We start from the raw sequence: 15,902 nt of genomic DNA on the forward strand, positions 1-15,902 counted from the left end.
TATGAGGTGGTAAATGGCAATTGCAGATTTGGATAAACAGCCAGATTCTGTTTCTTCCGTGCTGAAGGTGTTTGGCATCTTACAGGCGCTCGGAGAAGAGCGTGAAATTGGTATTACAGAGTTGTCGCAGCGTGTGATGATGTCGAAAAGCACCGTTTATCGCTTTTTGCAAACCATGAAGTCACTGGGTTACGTCGCACAGGAAGGCGAGTCTGAAAAGTATTCTCTGACGCTGAAACTGTTCGAGCTCGGGGCCCGTGCGCTGCAAAACGTGGATTTGATCCGCAGCGCAGATATCCAGATGCGTGAGATCTCTCGCCTGACCAAAGAGACTATCCACCTGGGGGCACTGGATGAAGACAGCATTGTCTACATCCATAAAATCGACTCCATGTACAACCTGCGCATGTATTCACGCATCGGTCGTCGTAATCCGCTTTACAGTACCGCGATTGGCAAAGTGCTGCTGGCGTGGCGCGATCGCGAAGAAGTGAAGCAGATCCTCGAAGGCGTGGAATATAAGCGCAGCACTGAACGCACTATTACCAGCACTGACGAGTTATTGGCCGTGCTCGACAAAGTACGTGAGCAGGGGTATGGCGAAGATAACGAAGAGCAGGAAGAAGGGCTGCGCTGTATCGGTGTGCCGGTATTTGACCGCTTTGGCGTTGTCATTGCCGGGCTGAGTATCTCTTTCCCGACCCTGCGCTTTTCTGAAGAACGTCTGCATGAGTATGTGGCGATTCTCCATACAGCCGCACGCAAGATTTCTGAACAAATGGGCTATAACGACTACCCGTTCTGATCCTTACGGGCACAAAAAACGCCGCACACAGTGCGGCGTTTTCTATCAGTATCAATCGGGGTGATTAGCCGTTATCAATGACGACGGATGTTTTACGCAGAACCGGGCAGTTGGTTAAACCAATGATCCCGCTGTCTGAATGAATATATTGTGCCGTGCTCATGCCCTGCGCGGTCATGTATTTGCATTGAATCCCTAATCCAGCGGCGTTTTCGGTGCTTCCCACAAGCACGCCATAGCCGGTTAACAGAAGGCCAACCCATACTACGGCCAGTGCAATAATTGTACGAATGATTAAATGCATCATTGCCTCTTTATCTTTGTTGTCATGCAGTAAGCCTAAACGGTTTACTCTATGAAACAAGTGCATGATTCTGAAAACGACCAGATGGCGGTACAGTTAGTCCTTGTTTAAGATAGCCGTGATAACCTGGTTATATCGGGCCTTTAGACGGAGTGTGGAGTGAAAAAAATACGCTGGGTGATTCTGATTATTGTGCTGGTAGCCTGTGTGGTGTTGTGGACGCAGACTATCAATGTGATGTGCGATCAGGATGTACAGTTTTTTAGCGGCGTTTGCGCAATCAATAAGTTTATTCCGTGGTAACACGCATTTTTTCTCAAGGTGATTTCCTTCCTTCGCACCAGTGGTAAGATAGACGTTTTTATTGAGGTGGTGAAATGGGTGAGTTACTGAATTCAGGGCTGCTAAATATGGCATCCCTGATTATCTCGTTGGTTGTTCTGCTGGTGGGGCTTGTCATTTGGTTTTTCGTAAACCGTGCCAGTTCCCGTACAAACGAGCAGATCGAACTGCTGGAAGCGCTGCTTGACCAACAAAAACGTCAGAATGCGCTGTTACGTCGTCTGTGCGAGGCTAACGAACCAGAAGAGAAAGCGTCGGCGAAAGACGCGGTTGCTGAAGACAACACTGAGCAGGATGACTTTATCCGCCTGGTGGCTGAGCGTTAATTTGTCTTATCCGGGAGGTGGCTGTGGTCTGGAAAAATCCCTGGTATGACCCCTCCCTGAAACATCACACACCGAACGGTTTTCGTAATACTGACCCCGTCGGGCATCAGCCCGGTGACGTTGATCGCTGGCGAAAAGCGCGCAAAGAAGCTGGCTTACCCCGCCCCCCGGCAAACGGATATGAGGACTTTATCCGCCAGTGGTGGCAGCCGGCAACGCTTAAGCAGCCGCAGGAAAATGGGGTATGGTGGCTCGGACACGCAAGCCTGTTGTTGCACATTGATGGCAACACCCTGCTGACCGACCCCGTTTTTTCTCGCCGCGCCTCTCCCTTACCTTTCCTCGGACCACAACGTAAAACGCCTCCCGCTCTGTCTGTCGAACAGCTCCAGCAGCTCGATGCAGTGGTTATCTCCCATAATCATTACGATCATCTGGATGACGCGACCATTCGCCGGATCCTTAACCGCTTCCCCGACGTCACTCTGTTTGTTCCCCTAGGTCTGGCAGTCTGGTTTCGCCGCCGGGGGGCAAGACGCATTGTTGAGCTCGACTGGTGGCAGAGTTTCACCTGGCAGGGGATAACGCTGTCCGCCGTACCGGCGCAGCACTGGAGTATGCGCACGCTCTGGAACCGCAATCGCTCCCTGTGGTGTGGCTGGGTGTTTGAAGGGCGGCATCATCGTTTCTGGTTTAGCGGCGACACGGGCTATTCACCTGAACTGCTGCGAATACCGGAAAGGCTGGGTAAAATTGACGCCGCGGCGTTGCCCGTTGGCGCTTATGCACCACGGTGGTTCATGGCAGTACATCATATGGATCCGCAATCTGCTGTTGCGTTGTGGCAACAGTTGGGATGCCCACTGGCGTTTCCCATTCACTGGGGCGTGTTTGAACTGGCTGATGAATCGCTTGATGACCCCGTGCGAGAGTTAACTGCAGTCCTCGATAATTTAGCACCGGTTAATAATTCCTTCAGGATACTGAAAATTGGTGAATATTTATCCTTATAAACGAAGCGCTGGATTGTTGCATATATTCTGTATGTCTAAGGTCTAAAGAATGTTTTATTTTTATCGAAACGTTTTGCTTGCCTTGTTTTGATGCAGAGTCATAAAAATTTCATTATTTTGGTGCATAACATTCTTTATTAGCTGGTGCTTTTTAATACAGTTTAGCGTGAAGGATTAACATTGTATTTCCACTGTAACAATACAGGGGCGTTACAATGATTTAAGCATAAGTTTTCACAAATTGTTCTAACTCAATCAATGTAGGGGTTTTTCTTAGCGGGTTGCTGGACGCACTGGAATGATTGAGCTATGTTAAAAAAGTCTTAGATAACAGCGGTTGTGAAAGCAACGGCGAGTCTGTGTAAGTGAGCAGGGCTGTCCATATGTCATGCGCATAATTGTGCAAAAGCATACCGGCACAGTTCGAATTTGTGCGGCGGATCGAGACATGTTTAAAAATGGCTTGCCATATTAAACATAGTGTGTGATAACACGTTTTGGGTCAAACGAGGTACAGTTCTGTTTATGTGTGGCATTTTCAGTAAAGAAGTCCTGAGTAAACACGTTGTCGTTGAATACCGCTTCTCTGCCGAACCTTATATTAGTGCCTCATGCAGTAATGTCTCAGTTTTATCTCAGTAATGCCTGCGGGCTAAGAAAACACTCTAAGGAATTTTGCAAATGGCAAAGATTAAAGGTCAAGTTAAGTGGTTCAACGAGTCTAAAGGTTTTGGTTTCATTACTCCTGCTGACGGCAGCAAAGATGTGTTCGTACACTTTTCTGCAATCCAGGGTAACGGCTTCAAAACTCTGGCTGAAGGCCAGAACGTTGAGTTCGAAATTCAGGACGGCCAGAAAGGCCCAGCTGCAGTTAACGTAACTGCTATCTGATCGAACCACTGCTGACTGAAGCACGTAGTACTTCACTCTCAGACATAAAGCCTCGCATATAGCGGGGCTTTTTTATGTGCCTTATCTTTCAAAATATTACCATCCCCGCTCTTGTTAGTAACTTGTTGCAAAGCTACGAGGTTAGTAGCACTGTTTTCCCTCCCTCCGGCCGTCTTTTCCCGTTAAATCAGGGCGTTGTTTAACAGTCCTGGGGTTCAGGTGAAGAAGAAAATGATAACGACCGCCGGCAATTTCACGCCGGCGCGTTTTGCGCTGCTCTGTTTAGCCATTTTTTGCAGTCTGGCGTTTTTGCTGGGCCGCGTTGCCTGGCTGCAAATTATTAAACCTGACAACCTGGTCAAGCAGGAGGATATGCGATCGCTGCGCGAACTGCCGATTGATGCTCCCCGCGGAATGATCATGGATCGTGAGGGCCGGCCGCTGGCGGTCAGTGTCCCGGTCAGGGCCGTGTGGGCCGACCCAAAAACGGTGCTGGCAAAAGGGGGCGTGGGCTTTGACGATCGCTGGCAGGCGCTGGCGAATGCGTTACATCTCTCCCTGAACACCCTGTCATCACGGATTAACGCGAATCCACAGGGGAGGTTCATCTACCTTGCCCGGCAGGTGGATCCTGCTCAGGCAAAATGGATCGATAAGCTGAATTTGCCGGGTATCAATTTACGCGATGAATCACGCCGTTTTTATCCTGCCGGGCATGTGGCGGCAAACCTGATTGGTTTCACCAATATTGACGGTCAGGGTATTGAGGGGGTAGAGAAAAGTTTCAACACCCAGCTAACAGGCAAGCCGGGCGTCCGCCAGGTCAGAGAAGACCGTTACGGTCGCGTGGTGGAGAATCTGACGGAAGTCGCGCCGGTGCCTGCGCACAATATTCAGCTCAGTATTGATGAGCGCCTGCAAACCATCACCGAAGATGCGCTAGATAACGCAGTGGCCTGGAACAAGGCGGAGTCGGGGGCATCAGTGCTCATTAATATCCCCACCGGTGAAATCCTCGCGATGGCGAGCTATCCCGATTTCAACCCCAATAACCGCCAGGGCGCGACAATAGACGATTTTCGTAACCGTGCCATCAGCGATACGTTCGAGCCAGGTTCAACTGTGAAGCCGCTTGTGCTGATGACGGCATTGCAACAGGGGCTGGTGCAGCCTGACAGCGTCATTGACACCCATCCGTATATGCTTGACGGGCACCGCATTCGGGATGTGGGTTACTACCCTGAACTCTCGATGACCGGGATCCTGCAAAAATCGAGCGACACCGGCGTATCGCGCCTCTCGCTGGCGATGCCTGTTCAGCACCTGATTGATACCTACCGGAACTTTGGTTTTGGTACAAACACCGGGCTTGGCTTAACCGGCGAGAGCGCCGGTCTGTTACCCCAGCGTAAATTCTGGAGCCAGCTCGACAGGGCGACCTTCGCCTTTGGCTATGGTCTGATGGTTACCCCTCTCCAGCTGGCGCACGTCTATGCCACCATCGGCGGCTTCGGGCTGGAACGACCCCTCTCAATTACCCGTATCGATCCGCCCGTTATCGGGCACAGAGTCATGCCGGAAGAGATTGCTCATCAGGTCGAGCATATGATGGAGAGCGTTGCGCTGCCGGGCGGGGGCGGCGTTAAGGCTGCGGTACGTGATTACCGTGTGGCGGTGAAAACCGGTACGGCGAAGAAAATCGATGACAGCGGCAAATATGTCGATAAATACGTTGCCTATACCGCGGGCGTCGCGCCTGCCAGCGATCCGTGTTTTGCGCTGGTGGTCGTGATTAACGATCCTCAAAACGGGGCGTACTATGGCGGTGCCGTCTCCGCACCGGTATTCAGCGAGATTATGGGTAACGTATTGCGTCTTGAGAACGTCAAACCCGATGGTCTGGCGCCTGATTCCTCGCACCTAATCGTCATGCGTTAACCCAGGCGTTTTATACCGGGGCGAATAGCGGTACACTTCGCCCTTTGATTTACGCCCCGGAGCTGCCATGTCCTTCAGTTGTCCCCTTTGCCACGCGCGTCTGACGCGATCAGAAAAAAGTTATGCCTGTCCGCAGGGACACCAGTTTGATATGGCGAAAGAAGGCTACGTGAATCTTCTGCCGGTGCAGCATAAGCGCTCGCGCGATCCGGGTGACAGTGCTGAGATGATGCAGGCACGCCGGGCATTTCTCGACGCCGGGCACTATCAGCCACTCAGAGAGGCCGTCGCGCAATTGCTGGAAGATAATCTGACTGACAGTGCAGCAGGCGTGCTGGATATTGGCTGCGGGGAAGGGTATTACACCGCGCGGTTTGCTGAGGTTGCACAAGAGAAGGGCGCGCAGACATTTGGTCTGGATGTTTCCAAAGTGGCTATCCGCGCGGCGGCAAAACGCTACTCCGGCGTGACGTTCTGCGTGGCATCGAGCCACCGGCTGCCGTTTGACGATGCCAGCATGGATGCGGTTATCCGCATCTATGCGCCCTGTAAGGCGCAGGAGCTGGCACGCGTTATCAAACCGGGCGGATGGGTCATTACCGTCACGCCTGGTCCCCGACATCTGATGGAGCTTAAAGGGCTTATCTATGATGAGGTTCGGTTGCATGCGCCACATTCTGAGCAACTGGCGGGCTTTACGCTGAAGCAGGAGCAGACGCTGGCCTACGAGATGAAGCTGGCAGGGGAAGAGGCTGTAGCGTTGTTGCAGATGACGCCATTTGCATGGCGGGCGAAACCGAACGTGTGGGAAACCTTAGCGAAGCAAACAACGTTTCGCTGCCAGACGGATTTCAGTATCCACTGCTGGCAGCGCGAAGATTAACCGGCAAAGTGTGCCCAGAGGATCTGGGCACCAATGCCAATCAGCACGATACCGCCCAGGATCTCGGCGCGTTTGCCCAGCAGAGGGCCAATAAACCGGCCAACCATCATTCCCAGCGTCGACATAATCAGCGTGGCACAACCAATGGCCAGCGCGGTCGCAATAATATTGACCTGCAGGAATGCCAGGCCCACGCCGACGGCCATGGCGTCGAGACTGGTGGCGATGGCAGTGGTCACCAGCAGCCAGAAACCGTGGCGGTGCTGCGGCTCGTCTTCCTCATCGCCATTGCCACGAAAACCTTCAATCACCATTCGCCCCCCCAGAAATACGAGCAGCACGAAAGCGATCCAGTGGTTCCACTCCAGTATGAACTGGCTTGCCAGCATACCAAGACCCCAGCCGATGAGCGGTGTCAGCGTTTCGATAGCACCAAAGATAAGGCCTGTGCGTAGCGCTTCAGAGAATTTGGGTTTGTGCAGCGAGGCACCTTTACCGATGGAAGCGGCAAAAGCGTCCATGGACATACCGAAAGCAAGAAGAAGGGTTGCGGAGATATTCATTAAAGCGTCCAGACCGGGAGATATCCATATGACACATCACTGCCCCCAGTAAACAGCAGTTGATGTATCTATGGTCTCGCCTGACCGCCTTGCACAAATCTGTGCGGCAAACGGTCCGTACGTGCCACGTTTTTCAACGAGTATGTTGACACGTACATTTCCTGCGAACAGGAAATCAGCTACTCCCCAACGACGGGCGCAACCTTAACATATTTTGAGAATATAAAACAACAATGGAACGGCATTATTTCGTTAAGGTGTTGATAACGATTTTCATTTAGATTTATGCGTGAAAATAACGTTAATAAATATAAGAGAAATGACAGAATGGAATATAGCTTTGGCTATATCAGGTGCGCAAAATAAACGCAGAATATAGCCAAAGCTATGTGGTTAACTTACTGAGTTTTAAGCATAAGTTTGTATATTCTTTCCAAGTCGTCAATATTCTTGACCCGAATAAGCAGCCGGCGTTGCTCTAATTGCATCACCAGTACACCGTCTTCCGATAAATTCATCTCTTTAATACGGTTATATTCTATCCATACATTGGCAAAGAAAAACCCGCGGCTTTTAAAAATAATTTTCGGAACACGGATCCAGAACAGATAAATCGCCATTAATGCCAGCGCACATAATAACCATGTGGTTAATATTGCACCATGACCGGTCACGTTGTTGTATATAAGAATGACGATGAGACCGGCGAAGATAAATGCATCCACGCGGCCGCGTCGCAGAAGGGGCAGGGAGAGCAGCGTTTCGCCGTGGCGGCGGGGCATGATGAACTCGTCATAGATCGCATATGCCAGAAGGGCCACAATAAACAAAACCAGTACGATGTCCGTGACAGTCATTCATCCTCCAGATAAAAAAACCGGGGGCAAGCCCCCGGCGTATTACGTGATGTCTTACAGGCCCAGCAGACCGACAGCGTAGCCCGCGATACCGATGACGAAGAAGCCAACAATGATCCACAGCGGGTTAACTTTCTTACGCAGCAGCCACATACAGGCGAAGGTCAGCAGCAGCGGTACCAGACCCGGCATCAGCTGGTCCAGAATCGTCTGCACGGTGGTAACACGGGTCTGACCATCCTGACCGGTGATGGTGGACACCACCAGCGGGATGTTCACGTGCGTCCACTTGTTAACCAGTGCCCCCATGACAAACAGGCCGAGGATTGACGCCCCCTCAGTCAGTTTCTGCAGGAAGCCGCCGCCCATATCCTTAACGATGTCCACCCCTTTACGGTAACCGTAAGCCACACCGTAGTAACGGGTCAGCAGACGCACCGCATTGAACAGGATGAAGAACAGCAGTGGACCAAGCAGGCTTCCGCTCATGGCGATACCGGCACCCAGCGCCGCGAAGACCGGACGCACGGTACCCCAGAAGATCGGGTCACCGACGCCTGCCAGCGGACCCATCAGACCGACTTTGATACCGTTGATGGCACCATCGTCAATCTCTGCGCCGTTTGCACGCTGCTCTTCCATCGCCAACGTCACGCCCAGAACCGGAGCCGCCACATAGGGATGGGTGTTAAAGAATTCCAGGTGACGCTTAATCGCCTGACGGCGCGCTTCGTTGTTTTCCGGATACAGGCGTTTGATAGCCGGTACCATGGAGAAACAGAAGCCCAGCGCCTGCATACGTTCGAAGTTCCATGAACCCTGAAACAGGTTAGAACGGATGAACACGCCACGAATATCACCCGGAGTGAGTTTTTTCTCAGTGGTAGTTTTTGTCATATCAACCATTTCGCTCACCTGCTAGTCCAGTTCGTTATCGAGATCGTTATTACCAGCAGCCTGCGCTGGGGCACCCGCAACGCGGTTATATTTCGGGCTGAGCTGGATGTAGAGAATCGCCATCACTGCACCAATCACACCCAGCGCAACCAGGTTGAAGTTGGTGAACGCAGCAGTAACGAAGCCGAGGTAGAAGAACGGCATCAGGTAGCCTGCGCGCATCATATTGATAACCATCGCATAACCAACCACCACAATCATACCGCCTGCGATGTTCAGACCGCCGGTGACCACTTCTGGAATGGCGTTCAGCATGCTCTGTACTTCACTGGTACCGACGGAGATCGCAACGATAACGGCCGGGATCGCGATACGCATCGCCTGCAGGAACAGGGACGAGACGTGGATCCAGGAGAGCGCCGTCAGGTTGCCATTTTCGGCCGCCTTATCCGCCGCGTGCTGGAAGGCCACGGTGATAGTACGTACGATGATGGTCAGTACCTGACCTGCTGCTGCCAGCGGGATGGCCAGGGCAATACCTGCACCGATACTCTGGTGACCGGCAATAACCAGAACCGTAGAAATGATGGATGCCAGCGCGGCATCAGGCGCAACTGCCGCACCGATGTTCATCCAGCCCAGGGCAATCATTTCCAGGGTACCACCGATGATGATCCCGGTTTTCATATCACCCAGAACGGCACCAATCAACGTACAGGCCACCAGAGGGCGGTGGAACTGAAATTCATCAAGTACGGATTCCATACCCGCAATACACGCGACGATGAACACCAGCACAATCTGAAGAGTGGTAATCTCCATTGTACTTCTCCTATTACATAAGCTTTATGTGAAAAACCGGCGCGGGCTTATTTCCCAACTTTACCGATCAGATCCATCATTTTCAGTTTCTGATCCGTGGAAACCTTACGGGCTTCCAGTTCGATACCGCGTGCATTCAGCTTGTTGAATGCCTCGATATCTTTCGCATCGACTGAAATGGCGTTGTTGACCTGCGTTTTGCCCTGACGGAATGCCATACCACCAATGTTTACGGAGGTAATTTTCACGCCGCCTTCAACCAGGCGTTCAACGTCTGTCGGGTTTGTGAACAGCAGCATCACGCGCTCGCCCGCATATTTCGGGTTGTTATAAACGCGGATCATTTTGGCGACATCCACCACGTGCGCGGTAACGCCAGGAGGAGCAACCTGTGTCAGAAGGGTTTTACGTACGGTATCAGCAGCAACTTCGTCGCTGACGACAATAATGCGTCGAACGTTGGTCTCTTTGGTCCAGCGCGTTGCCACCTGGCCGTGGATTAAACGGTCATCGATACGGGCAAGGCCGATCACCATGTAATCATTCGGGCCCATGGGCTTCGCCGGGGCTGCGGCTTTTGGCGCCGCGGCCACTGGAGCAGGCTTCTCAACCGGTTGTGCTTTCAGCGCTTTCACGCCTTCGCGACCGGTTTCAACTGCCAGAGCGACCAGTTCATCGAAACTCGGATTGTCGTCGCGTGCCATGAAGGTTTCCACCAACATGGGGATATTCACCCCGGCGACAACTTCATAATGCTCTTTATCGACGACAATGCGGCTGGCAGCATTGAACGGACTGCCTCCCCATGTATCAACGAGAAACAGCACGCCTTTGCTGGTATCCAGTTTCTGCAGTTGAGCAGTGTACTTCTCAATCAGCGTTTCAGCGTTTTCACCGGGAACGAAATCGATCCAGCCGACGTTTTCCTGCTCACCCAACAGCATCTCTGCTGTTTTGAGTAACTGCTCTGCAGCCCAACCATGTGTGCCTATGACAATAGCAATGGTCACTTGCTACCTCCTTTTATTATCATTAATACGCCTGCCAGGCAGTCGCACTGTGAATCGTATCTGGCCAACCGAATCGATTCAGAAAAGGGTTAGAGTTAAAAAACTAAGACTTCCGCGAATTATTTTAGATAGTGAAAAAATAATTTATGTGATGAAGATCCGTAATTTAGCTATGGGTTACAGAATTATCTGTAAGGTAAAGCAGCTGTGTTACAGATCTTTGCAAAGGAACGTAAATCTTTGCTAAAAACGCATTGTCTCTGATATGTTTAGCCTCCGTTTAATTGTTCAGGAGTATAGGGCTACAGCCCACTATATGGACCGTCACCGACGTCAGTCATCCTCCAGGCCATTCCGCGCCTGTTTCACCGGCGATCCTCGCCACGTATCGACTCTGTCTGCCTCTGTTTTGCCCACGTTGAGTGGGGCACCGTTTGGTCATTCCGTTAGCAGGAGCGTTTCATGGAATTCTTAATGGACCCGTCAATCTGGGTGGGATTGCTCACGCTGGTCGTGCTTGAGATTGTTCTCGGCATTGATAACCTGGTGTTTATTGCCATCCTTGCGGACAAACTGCCGCCAAAACAACGTGATAAAGCGCGTCTGATCGGCCTCTCTCTGGCACTGGTCATGCGTCTGGCACTGCTGTCCGTGATCTCGTGGATGGTTACGCTGACGAAGCCGCTTTTTTCCGTCATGGATTTCACTTTCTCCGGCCGTGATTTGATCATGCTGCTCGGGGGGATATTCCTGCTTTTCAAAGCGACGACAGAGCTTCACGAGCGGCTGGAAAATCGCCAGCACGATGATGGACACGGTAAAGGCTATGCCAGCTTTTGGGTCGTGGTACTGCAGATCGTGGTGCTTGATGCGGTCTTCTCGCTGGATGCGGTGATCACGGCTGTTGGCATGGTGAACCACCTCCCGGTGATGATGGCTGCGGTGGTTATCGCGATGGCGGTGATGCTGCTGGCGTCTAAGCCACTGACGCGCTTTGTGAATCAGCATCCGACGGTCGTGGTGCTCTGCCTTAGCTTCCTGTTGATGATTGGTCTGAGCCTGGTGGCGGAAGGTTTTGGCTTCCATATACCAAAAGGCTACCTGTACGCCGCCATTGGCTTCTCGATCCTCATCGAGCTGTTTAACCAGATTGCACGACATAACTTTATCAAGCAGCAGTCTACCCAGCCGCTGCGTGCGCGTACGGCTGATGCGATTCTGCGTCTGATGGGCGGTCGCCGTCAGGTCAACGTGCAGAATGACAATGAAAGCCGTAACCCGGTTCCCGTCCCGGAAGGGGCATTTGTGGAAGAAGAGCGCTATATGATTAACGGCGTGCTCTCCCTGGCCTCCCGCTCGCTGCGCGGCATCATGACCCCGCGCGGTGAAATCAGCTGGGTCGATTCCCGTCTGAGCGTTGATGAGATTCGCCAGCAGTTGCTCTCTTCACCGCATAGCCTGTTCCCGGTATGCCGGGGTGAACTGGACGAGATCATCGGCGTGGTGCGTGCGAAAGAGATGCTGGTGGCGCTGGAAGAGGGGATTAACGTCGAAGCCGTCGCCGCCGCATCACCGGCGATTGTGGTGCCGGAAACACTGGATCCTATCAACCTGCTTGGCGTCCTGCGCCGCGCACGCGGTAGCTTTGTTATCGTCACCAATGAATTTGGTGTGGTGCAGGGTCTGGTGACGCCGCTCGACGTGCTTGAAGCCATTGCCGGTGAATTCCCGGATGCGGATGAAACCCCGGAAATTGTCTCCGACGGTGACGGCTGGCTGGTGAAAGGCACCACCGATCTGCACGCGCTACAGCACACGCTGGGTCTGGAAAACATCATCAACGATGAAGAGGACATTGCGACCGTGGCTGGGCTGGTTATTGCCGTCAACGGACAAATCCCGCGGACCGGCGATATCATCGAACTGCCTCCGCTGCAGATCACGATAATCGAAGCGAATGACTATCGCGTCGATATGGTGCGCATTGTTAAAGAGCAGTCGGCCCACGACGAAGAAGAGTAACTGAGCCTAGCGTAACGGCATCAGCGGAACGATATGCCCGTTACGCGGTGCTGGCGGAGACGAACTCTCCGCCAGCCATTGCGGAAATTCCCTCAGCGGCATAGGCTGCGCAAACAAAAATCCCTGCAGTACCTCTACCCCGTGATGACGCAAATACCGCGCCTGCTCGGGCGTTTCTACCCCTTCAGCCACCAGCTCAATGCTAAGCCGTTGTCCGAGCGCAATGATGATGTCCGTCACCGTGGAGTTCACGGCATCAGTGCCGATAGCGCTGGTAAAGGACTTATCAATTTTCAGCACGTCCGGATGCAGCTTTTCCAGCCACGAGAGAGAGCTATTGCCGGTGCCAAAATCATCTATGGCCAGCTTCACGCCCTGACGGTGTAACTCTCTTACAATGCGATAATCCACGTCCTGCAGCGCGTCACGCTCCGTCAGCTCCACAATCAGCTGCTGGGTGGGATGCGCGCTGAACCAGTAGCGGTTCAGGTCCTGAATGAGCGTTCCATGCCGGAAATGGCTGGCGGCGGCGTTAATGCCAATGTGGAAGCCGGGCGTTGCCGGAAAATAGCCAATCTGACTCACCGTCTCGTTAATGACGTAACGTGTGAGAGGGATAATCAGGTTGTGCTCTTCGGCGAGCGGAATAAAAACGTCCGGGGAAATCCATCCCTGACGGGGGTTGTTCCAGCGCAGCAGGATCTCCACCCCCACGCATTTCTGCGTGCGGGCATTCAGCAGCGGCTGGCAAAACAGCTCGAATTCACGTGCGGCCAGGCCAAGGTTAATTTCCCAGGTAAAGCTCATGCGGTTCGCGGTCGCAAGCCAGGCGACGTAACCCATCAGCAGACTGAGCATCAGCGCCAGCGGCAGCTGAGAGGGCAAATATATCAACGCCAGTTCGCTGGCTCCCGGGCCACTGACGGTAATGGTGAACGGGAAATGGCTGGATTGCTGGCGCAGAACCCTCTCATCATCGTTTATTGTCAGCGAGTCGGAGACATTTTCACCGTAGCGCAGGTATTTATCCCCCACGGTCAGGGCCACGTCGGTGATAAGTGGGCGCTGTGGCTCCAGCATCAGGCGAGTGATGAGATCGATATTCACAATCTGCATCACCCCATCTTCTCCGCTATCAGAAACCGGATACCACTGGATCAGGATCGGGCTTCCCTTAAGCAAGGATTTGTCGGTGGAGAGCACCAGCTTTGTTTCGGCGGACGGCAGGGCAGGCTGAATCTCTCGCAACGGGACGTCGCGATTGCCGAAAATACTTGAACAGTAAAGGATACCGTCTTTGACCAGTGCAATTGAGCGCACCGTTTGCAGTGAGGCCGCCTGTTTTCGTAACACTAAATGCGCCTGAGAGCAGGGCGCTCCGACCAGTGCCAGCAGCGGGTTGCGCCCTTTTTCCAGCGGCAATAAGACGTTATCCAGCACGTTGACGGAGTGCGCCGCAAAGTTCAGGGTGTTTTGCTGATTTACGTTACGCTGTGAAATAAAGCGTATACCCAGCGTAATGATGAGCGTGAGAAGCGCAACCATCACGCAGACGATGACGCGTTTTCGGCGATACTTTTTTATGATCCTCTGTGCTGTTTGCATGGGAGGCCGCCCAATACGCCTTCAGCACCAAAAGCCGAGGCAACACAGCAAGTGTAGTGGGGAAATATTAAGTCGACGAGAAAGGGATAAAAATTCGCCCATCCGTGGAAGATGGGCGAGAGAGGCGTTGAGGTGAAACGGTTAGTCGCACTGCACCTTTATCGCCAGACCGCCGCGGGAGGTCTCACGATATTTGGCGTTCATGTCTTTACCGGTTTCGTACATGGTCTCGATAACCTTGTCCAGCGAAACGCGTGGCTCGCTGGTACGGCGCATGGCCATACGCGTGGCGTTGATCGCTTTTACCGACGCGATAGCGTTACGTTCAATGCACGGTACTTGCACCTGACCCGCAACCGGATCACAGGTGAGACCGAGGTTATGTTCCATACCGATTTCAGCCGCCACACAGACCTGCTCCGGGCTGGCGCCCAGCAGCTCTGCAAGACCGGCCGCGGCCATAGAACAGGCCACGCCCACTTCACCCTGACAGCCCACTTCAGCGCCAGAGATAGACGCATTCATCTTGTACAGCGCACCAATCGCCCCTGCTGCCAGGAAGTAGCGAATGTAGATATCAGGCGTTACGGGTTCAATAAAGTGATCGTAGTAGGCCAGTACCGCCGGAACGATACCGCACGCTCCGTTCGTTGGTGCAGTCACCACCCGGCCACCCGCGGCGTTTTCTTCGTTCACCGCCAGCGCAAACATGTTCACCCAGTCGACCACGTTCATCGGGTCGTTAGAGAATTTGTCTGTGGTGACCAGCATACGGCGCAGCGCAGAGGCGCGACGCGGTACGCGCAGTGGCCCAGGCAGTACGCCTTCGGTGTTCATGCCGCGATCGATACAGGCCTGCATGGTTTGCCACACGTTCGCAAAATAGTCTTCAATTTCTTTTTTGCTGTGCAGCGCCAGTTCGTTCTGCATCACCATGCCGGAAAGTGACAGACCGGTTTCATGGCAGTAGTCCAGCATCTCTTTGGCGGACTTGAACGGGTAAGGTACGTTCACATCACCCGTTGTATCTTTGCCGAAGTGTTCCTCATCAACGATAAAACCACCGCCAATGGAGTAATAGGTTTTGCTGTAGATCACTTTGTCGCCGCTAAAGGCGTGGATCTGCATACCGTTTTCATGCAGGGAGAGGTTATCGCTACGAAAACGCATGCCGTCATCATGCGGGAAATCCACTTCATGTTGACCGTTTGCCAGCAGCAGGCGGCCGCGCGTTTCCACGTCGCGGATAAATGCCGGAATGGCATCAATATCTACGGTATCCGGCATATTGCCCGCCAGACCCATAATAATGGCGATATCGGTGTGGTGGCCTTTACCCGTTAATGACAGTGAGCCGTAAACATCTACGGCAACACGGGTAACGCTTTCCAGTAATCCTTTTTCGACCAGATCATCGACGAACTGTTTACCGGCCTTCATCGGGCCAACAGTATGGGAAGACGAAGGGCCAATTCCCACTTTGAACATGTCGAATATACTAATCACTTTCACACTCCTGACAGGGTTACCGGGGTTCCAGTAACGATGTTATAACTGCGCATAGTGTAAGAGGGAAGACCGACCTCGGCTTAACTATTCACATGAATTAAACTAATGGTTAACG

At 52.8% G+C, this 15,902-nt stretch carries 17 protein-coding genes and 1 riboswitch; of the genes, 9 read left to right on the forward strand and 8 right to left on the reverse strand.

The window, feature by feature from the left end:
- Positions 1-13 precede the first annotated feature (13 nt).
- Positions 14-805, forward strand: a complete 792-nt coding sequence (gene kdgR, locus L466_RS11950; RefSeq protein WP_014170608.1) for a DNA-binding transcriptional regulator KdgR — start codon at positions 14-16, stop codon at positions 803-805.
- 64 nt (positions 806-869) lie between these two features.
- Here the strand turns inward: kdgR and L466_RS11945 are convergent, their stop codons facing one another.
- A complete protein-coding gene (locus L466_RS11945; protein WP_020883418.1) occupies positions 870-1,109 on the reverse strand; it encodes a YobH family protein in 240 nt (79 codons plus the stop codon).
- Positions 1,110-1,268: 159 nt separating this feature from the next.
- Between L466_RS11945 and mgrB the strand changes: the two genes are divergently transcribed.
- The 7 genes from mgrB (at position 1,269) to rlmA (ending at position 6,502) form a co-directional block, all read left to right on the forward strand.
- Complete coding sequence (gene mgrB / locus L466_RS11940; RefSeq protein ID WP_014170606.1) at positions 1,269-1,412, forward strand: PhoP/PhoQ regulatory lipoprotein MgrB; 144 nt, start codon at positions 1,269-1,271, stop codon at positions 1,410-1,412.
- 74 nt (positions 1,413-1,486) lie between these two features.
- On the forward strand, positions 1,487-1,777 hold the full coding sequence (locus L466_RS11935; protein ID WP_032680785.1) for a YebO family protein: 291 nt from the start codon (positions 1,487-1,489) through the stop codon (positions 1,775-1,777).
- A 23-nt stretch (positions 1,778-1,800) separates the two neighbouring features.
- Entirely contained in the window at positions 1,801-2,790 is a 990-nt protein-coding gene (locus L466_RS11930) for an MBL fold metallo-hydrolase (protein ID WP_032680786.1), read from the forward strand.
- A 525-nt stretch (positions 2,791-3,315) separates the two neighbouring features.
- The gene (locus L466_RS0122435; RefSeq protein WP_032611517.1) at positions 3,316-3,432 is read left to right on the forward strand and encodes a DUF2627 domain-containing protein; all 117 of its coding nucleotides are present in this window, start codon (positions 3,316-3,318) and stop codon (positions 3,430-3,432) included.
- A gap of 39 nt (positions 3,433-3,471) precedes the next feature.
- Positions 3,472-3,681 carry a transcription antiterminator/RNA stability regulator CspE gene (gene cspE, locus L466_RS11925; protein ID WP_001062678.1) on the forward strand — a complete coding sequence of 70 codons (210 nt, stop codon included), beginning with the start codon at positions 3,472-3,474 and terminating at the stop codon, positions 3,679-3,681.
- Between the two features lie 231 nt (positions 3,682-3,912).
- Positions 3,913-5,619, forward strand: a complete 1,707-nt coding sequence (gene ftsI / locus L466_RS11920) for a peptidoglycan glycosyltransferase FtsI (protein ID WP_155962762.1) — start codon at positions 3,913-3,915, stop codon at positions 5,617-5,619.
- A gap of 67 nt (positions 5,620-5,686) precedes the next feature.
- Complete coding sequence (gene rlmA, locus L466_RS11915; RefSeq protein ID WP_032680788.1) at positions 5,687-6,502, forward strand: 23S rRNA (guanine(745)-N(1))-methyltransferase; 816 nt, start codon at positions 5,687-5,689, stop codon at positions 6,500-6,502.
- Here rlmA and mntP read toward each other — a convergent pair.
- The 5 genes from mntP to manX form a co-directional block, all read right to left on the reverse strand.
- Complete coding sequence (gene mntP / locus L466_RS11910; protein WP_014170601.1) at positions 6,499-7,065, reverse strand: manganese efflux pump MntP; 567 nt, start codon at positions 7,063-7,065, stop codon at positions 6,499-6,501. The genes rlmA and mntP overlap by 4 nt on opposite strands.
- 10 nt (positions 7,066-7,075) lie before the next feature.
- Positions 7,076-7,265, reverse strand: a riboswitch (yybP-ykoY riboswitch).
- Between the two features lie 198 nt (positions 7,266-7,463).
- On the reverse strand, positions 7,464-7,922 hold the full coding sequence (locus tag L466_RS11905; protein WP_014170600.1) for a DUF986 family protein: 459 nt from the start codon (positions 7,920-7,922) through the stop codon (positions 7,464-7,466).
- 54 nt (positions 7,923-7,976) lie between these two features.
- Positions 7,977-8,828: a PTS mannose transporter subunit IID gene (locus L466_RS11900; RefSeq protein ID WP_006810994.1), complete on the reverse strand. Its 852-nt coding sequence runs from the start codon at positions 8,826-8,828 to the stop codon at positions 7,977-7,979.
- Between the two features lie 12 nt (positions 8,829-8,840).
- Positions 8,841-9,641 carry a PTS mannose transporter subunit IIC gene (gene manY / locus L466_RS11895; RefSeq protein ID WP_014170599.1) on the reverse strand — a complete coding sequence of 267 codons (801 nt, stop codon included), beginning with the start codon at positions 9,639-9,641 and terminating at the stop codon, positions 8,841-8,843.
- Between the two features lie 47 nt (positions 9,642-9,688).
- Positions 9,689-10,651 (reverse strand): PTS mannose transporter subunit IIAB, encoded by a 963-nt coding sequence (gene manX, locus L466_RS11890; protein WP_014170598.1) that lies wholly within the window; start codon positions 10,649-10,651, stop codon positions 9,689-9,691.
- A 462-nt stretch (positions 10,652-11,113) separates the two neighbouring features.
- On the opposite strand from manX, the gene yoaE reads away from it, so the two are divergent.
- Entirely contained in the window at positions 11,114-12,673 is a 1,560-nt protein-coding gene (gene yoaE, locus L466_RS11885) for a CNNM family cation transport protein YoaE (RefSeq protein ID WP_014170597.1), read from the forward strand.
- A gap of 6 nt (positions 12,674-12,679) precedes the next feature.
- On the opposite strand, the gene L466_RS11880 is transcribed toward yoaE, so the two are convergent.
- Positions 12,680-14,278 carry an EAL domain-containing protein gene (locus tag L466_RS11880; RefSeq protein WP_020883423.1) on the reverse strand — a complete coding sequence of 533 codons (1,599 nt, stop codon included), beginning with the start codon at positions 14,276-14,278 and terminating at the stop codon, positions 12,680-12,682.
- 141 nt (positions 14,279-14,419) lie between these two features.
- Positions 14,420-15,784: an L-serine ammonia-lyase gene (sdaA, locus tag L466_RS11875; protein WP_032680789.1), complete on the reverse strand. Its 1,365-nt coding sequence runs from the start codon at positions 15,782-15,784 to the stop codon at positions 14,420-14,422.
- Between the last annotated feature and the right edge of the window lie 118 nt (positions 15,785-15,902).

The organism is Enterobacter sp. BIDMC 30 (assembly GCF_000534355.1).
GTDB lineage: Bacteria > Pseudomonadota > Gammaproteobacteria > Enterobacterales > Enterobacteriaceae > Enterobacter > Enterobacter ludwigii.

Bases quoted from the DNA above. Each gene is read 5' to 3' on its own strand.
- kdgR (WP_014170608.1), top strand. From the start codon at position 14: ATGGCAATTGCAGATTTGGATAAACAGCCAGATTCTGTTTCTTCCGTG.
- L466_RS11945 (WP_020883418.1), bottom strand. From the start codon at position 1,109: ATGCATTTAATCATTCGTACAATTATTGCACTGGCCGTAGTATGGGTT.
- L466_RS11935 (WP_032680785.1), top strand. From the start codon at position 1,487: ATGGGTGAGTTACTGAATTCAGGGCTGCTAAATATGGCATCCCTGATT.
- L466_RS0122435 (WP_032611517.1), top strand. From the start codon at position 3,316: ATGTGTGGCATTTTCAGTAAAGAAGTCCTGAGTAAACACGTTGTCGTT.
- cspE (WP_001062678.1), top strand. From the start codon at position 3,472: ATGGCAAAGATTAAAGGTCAAGTTAAGTGGTTCAACGAGTCTAAAGGT.
- ftsI (WP_155962762.1), top strand. From the start codon at position 3,913: ATGATAACGACCGCCGGCAATTTCACGCCGGCGCGTTTTGCGCTGCTC.
- rlmA (WP_032680788.1), top strand. From the start codon at position 5,687: ATGTCCTTCAGTTGTCCCCTTTGCCACGCGCGTCTGACGCGATCAGAA.
- mntP (WP_014170601.1), bottom strand. From the start codon at position 7,065: ATGAATATCTCCGCAACCCTTCTTCTTGCTTTCGGTATGTCCATGGAC.
- L466_RS11905 (WP_014170600.1), bottom strand. From the start codon at position 7,922: ATGACTGTCACGGACATCGTACTGGTTTTGTTTATTGTGGCCCTTCTG.
- L466_RS11900 (WP_006810994.1), bottom strand. From the start codon at position 8,828: ATGGTTGATATGACAAAAACTACCACTGAGAAAAAACTCACTCCGGGT.
- manY (WP_014170599.1), bottom strand. From the start codon at position 9,641: ATGGAGATTACCACTCTTCAGATTGTGCTGGTGTTCATCGTCGCGTGT.
- yoaE (WP_014170597.1), top strand. From the start codon at position 11,114: ATGGAATTCTTAATGGACCCGTCAATCTGGGTGGGATTGCTCACGCTG.
- L466_RS11880 (WP_020883423.1), bottom strand. From the start codon at position 14,278: ATGCAAACAGCACAGAGGATCATAAAAAAGTATCGCCGAAAACGCGTC.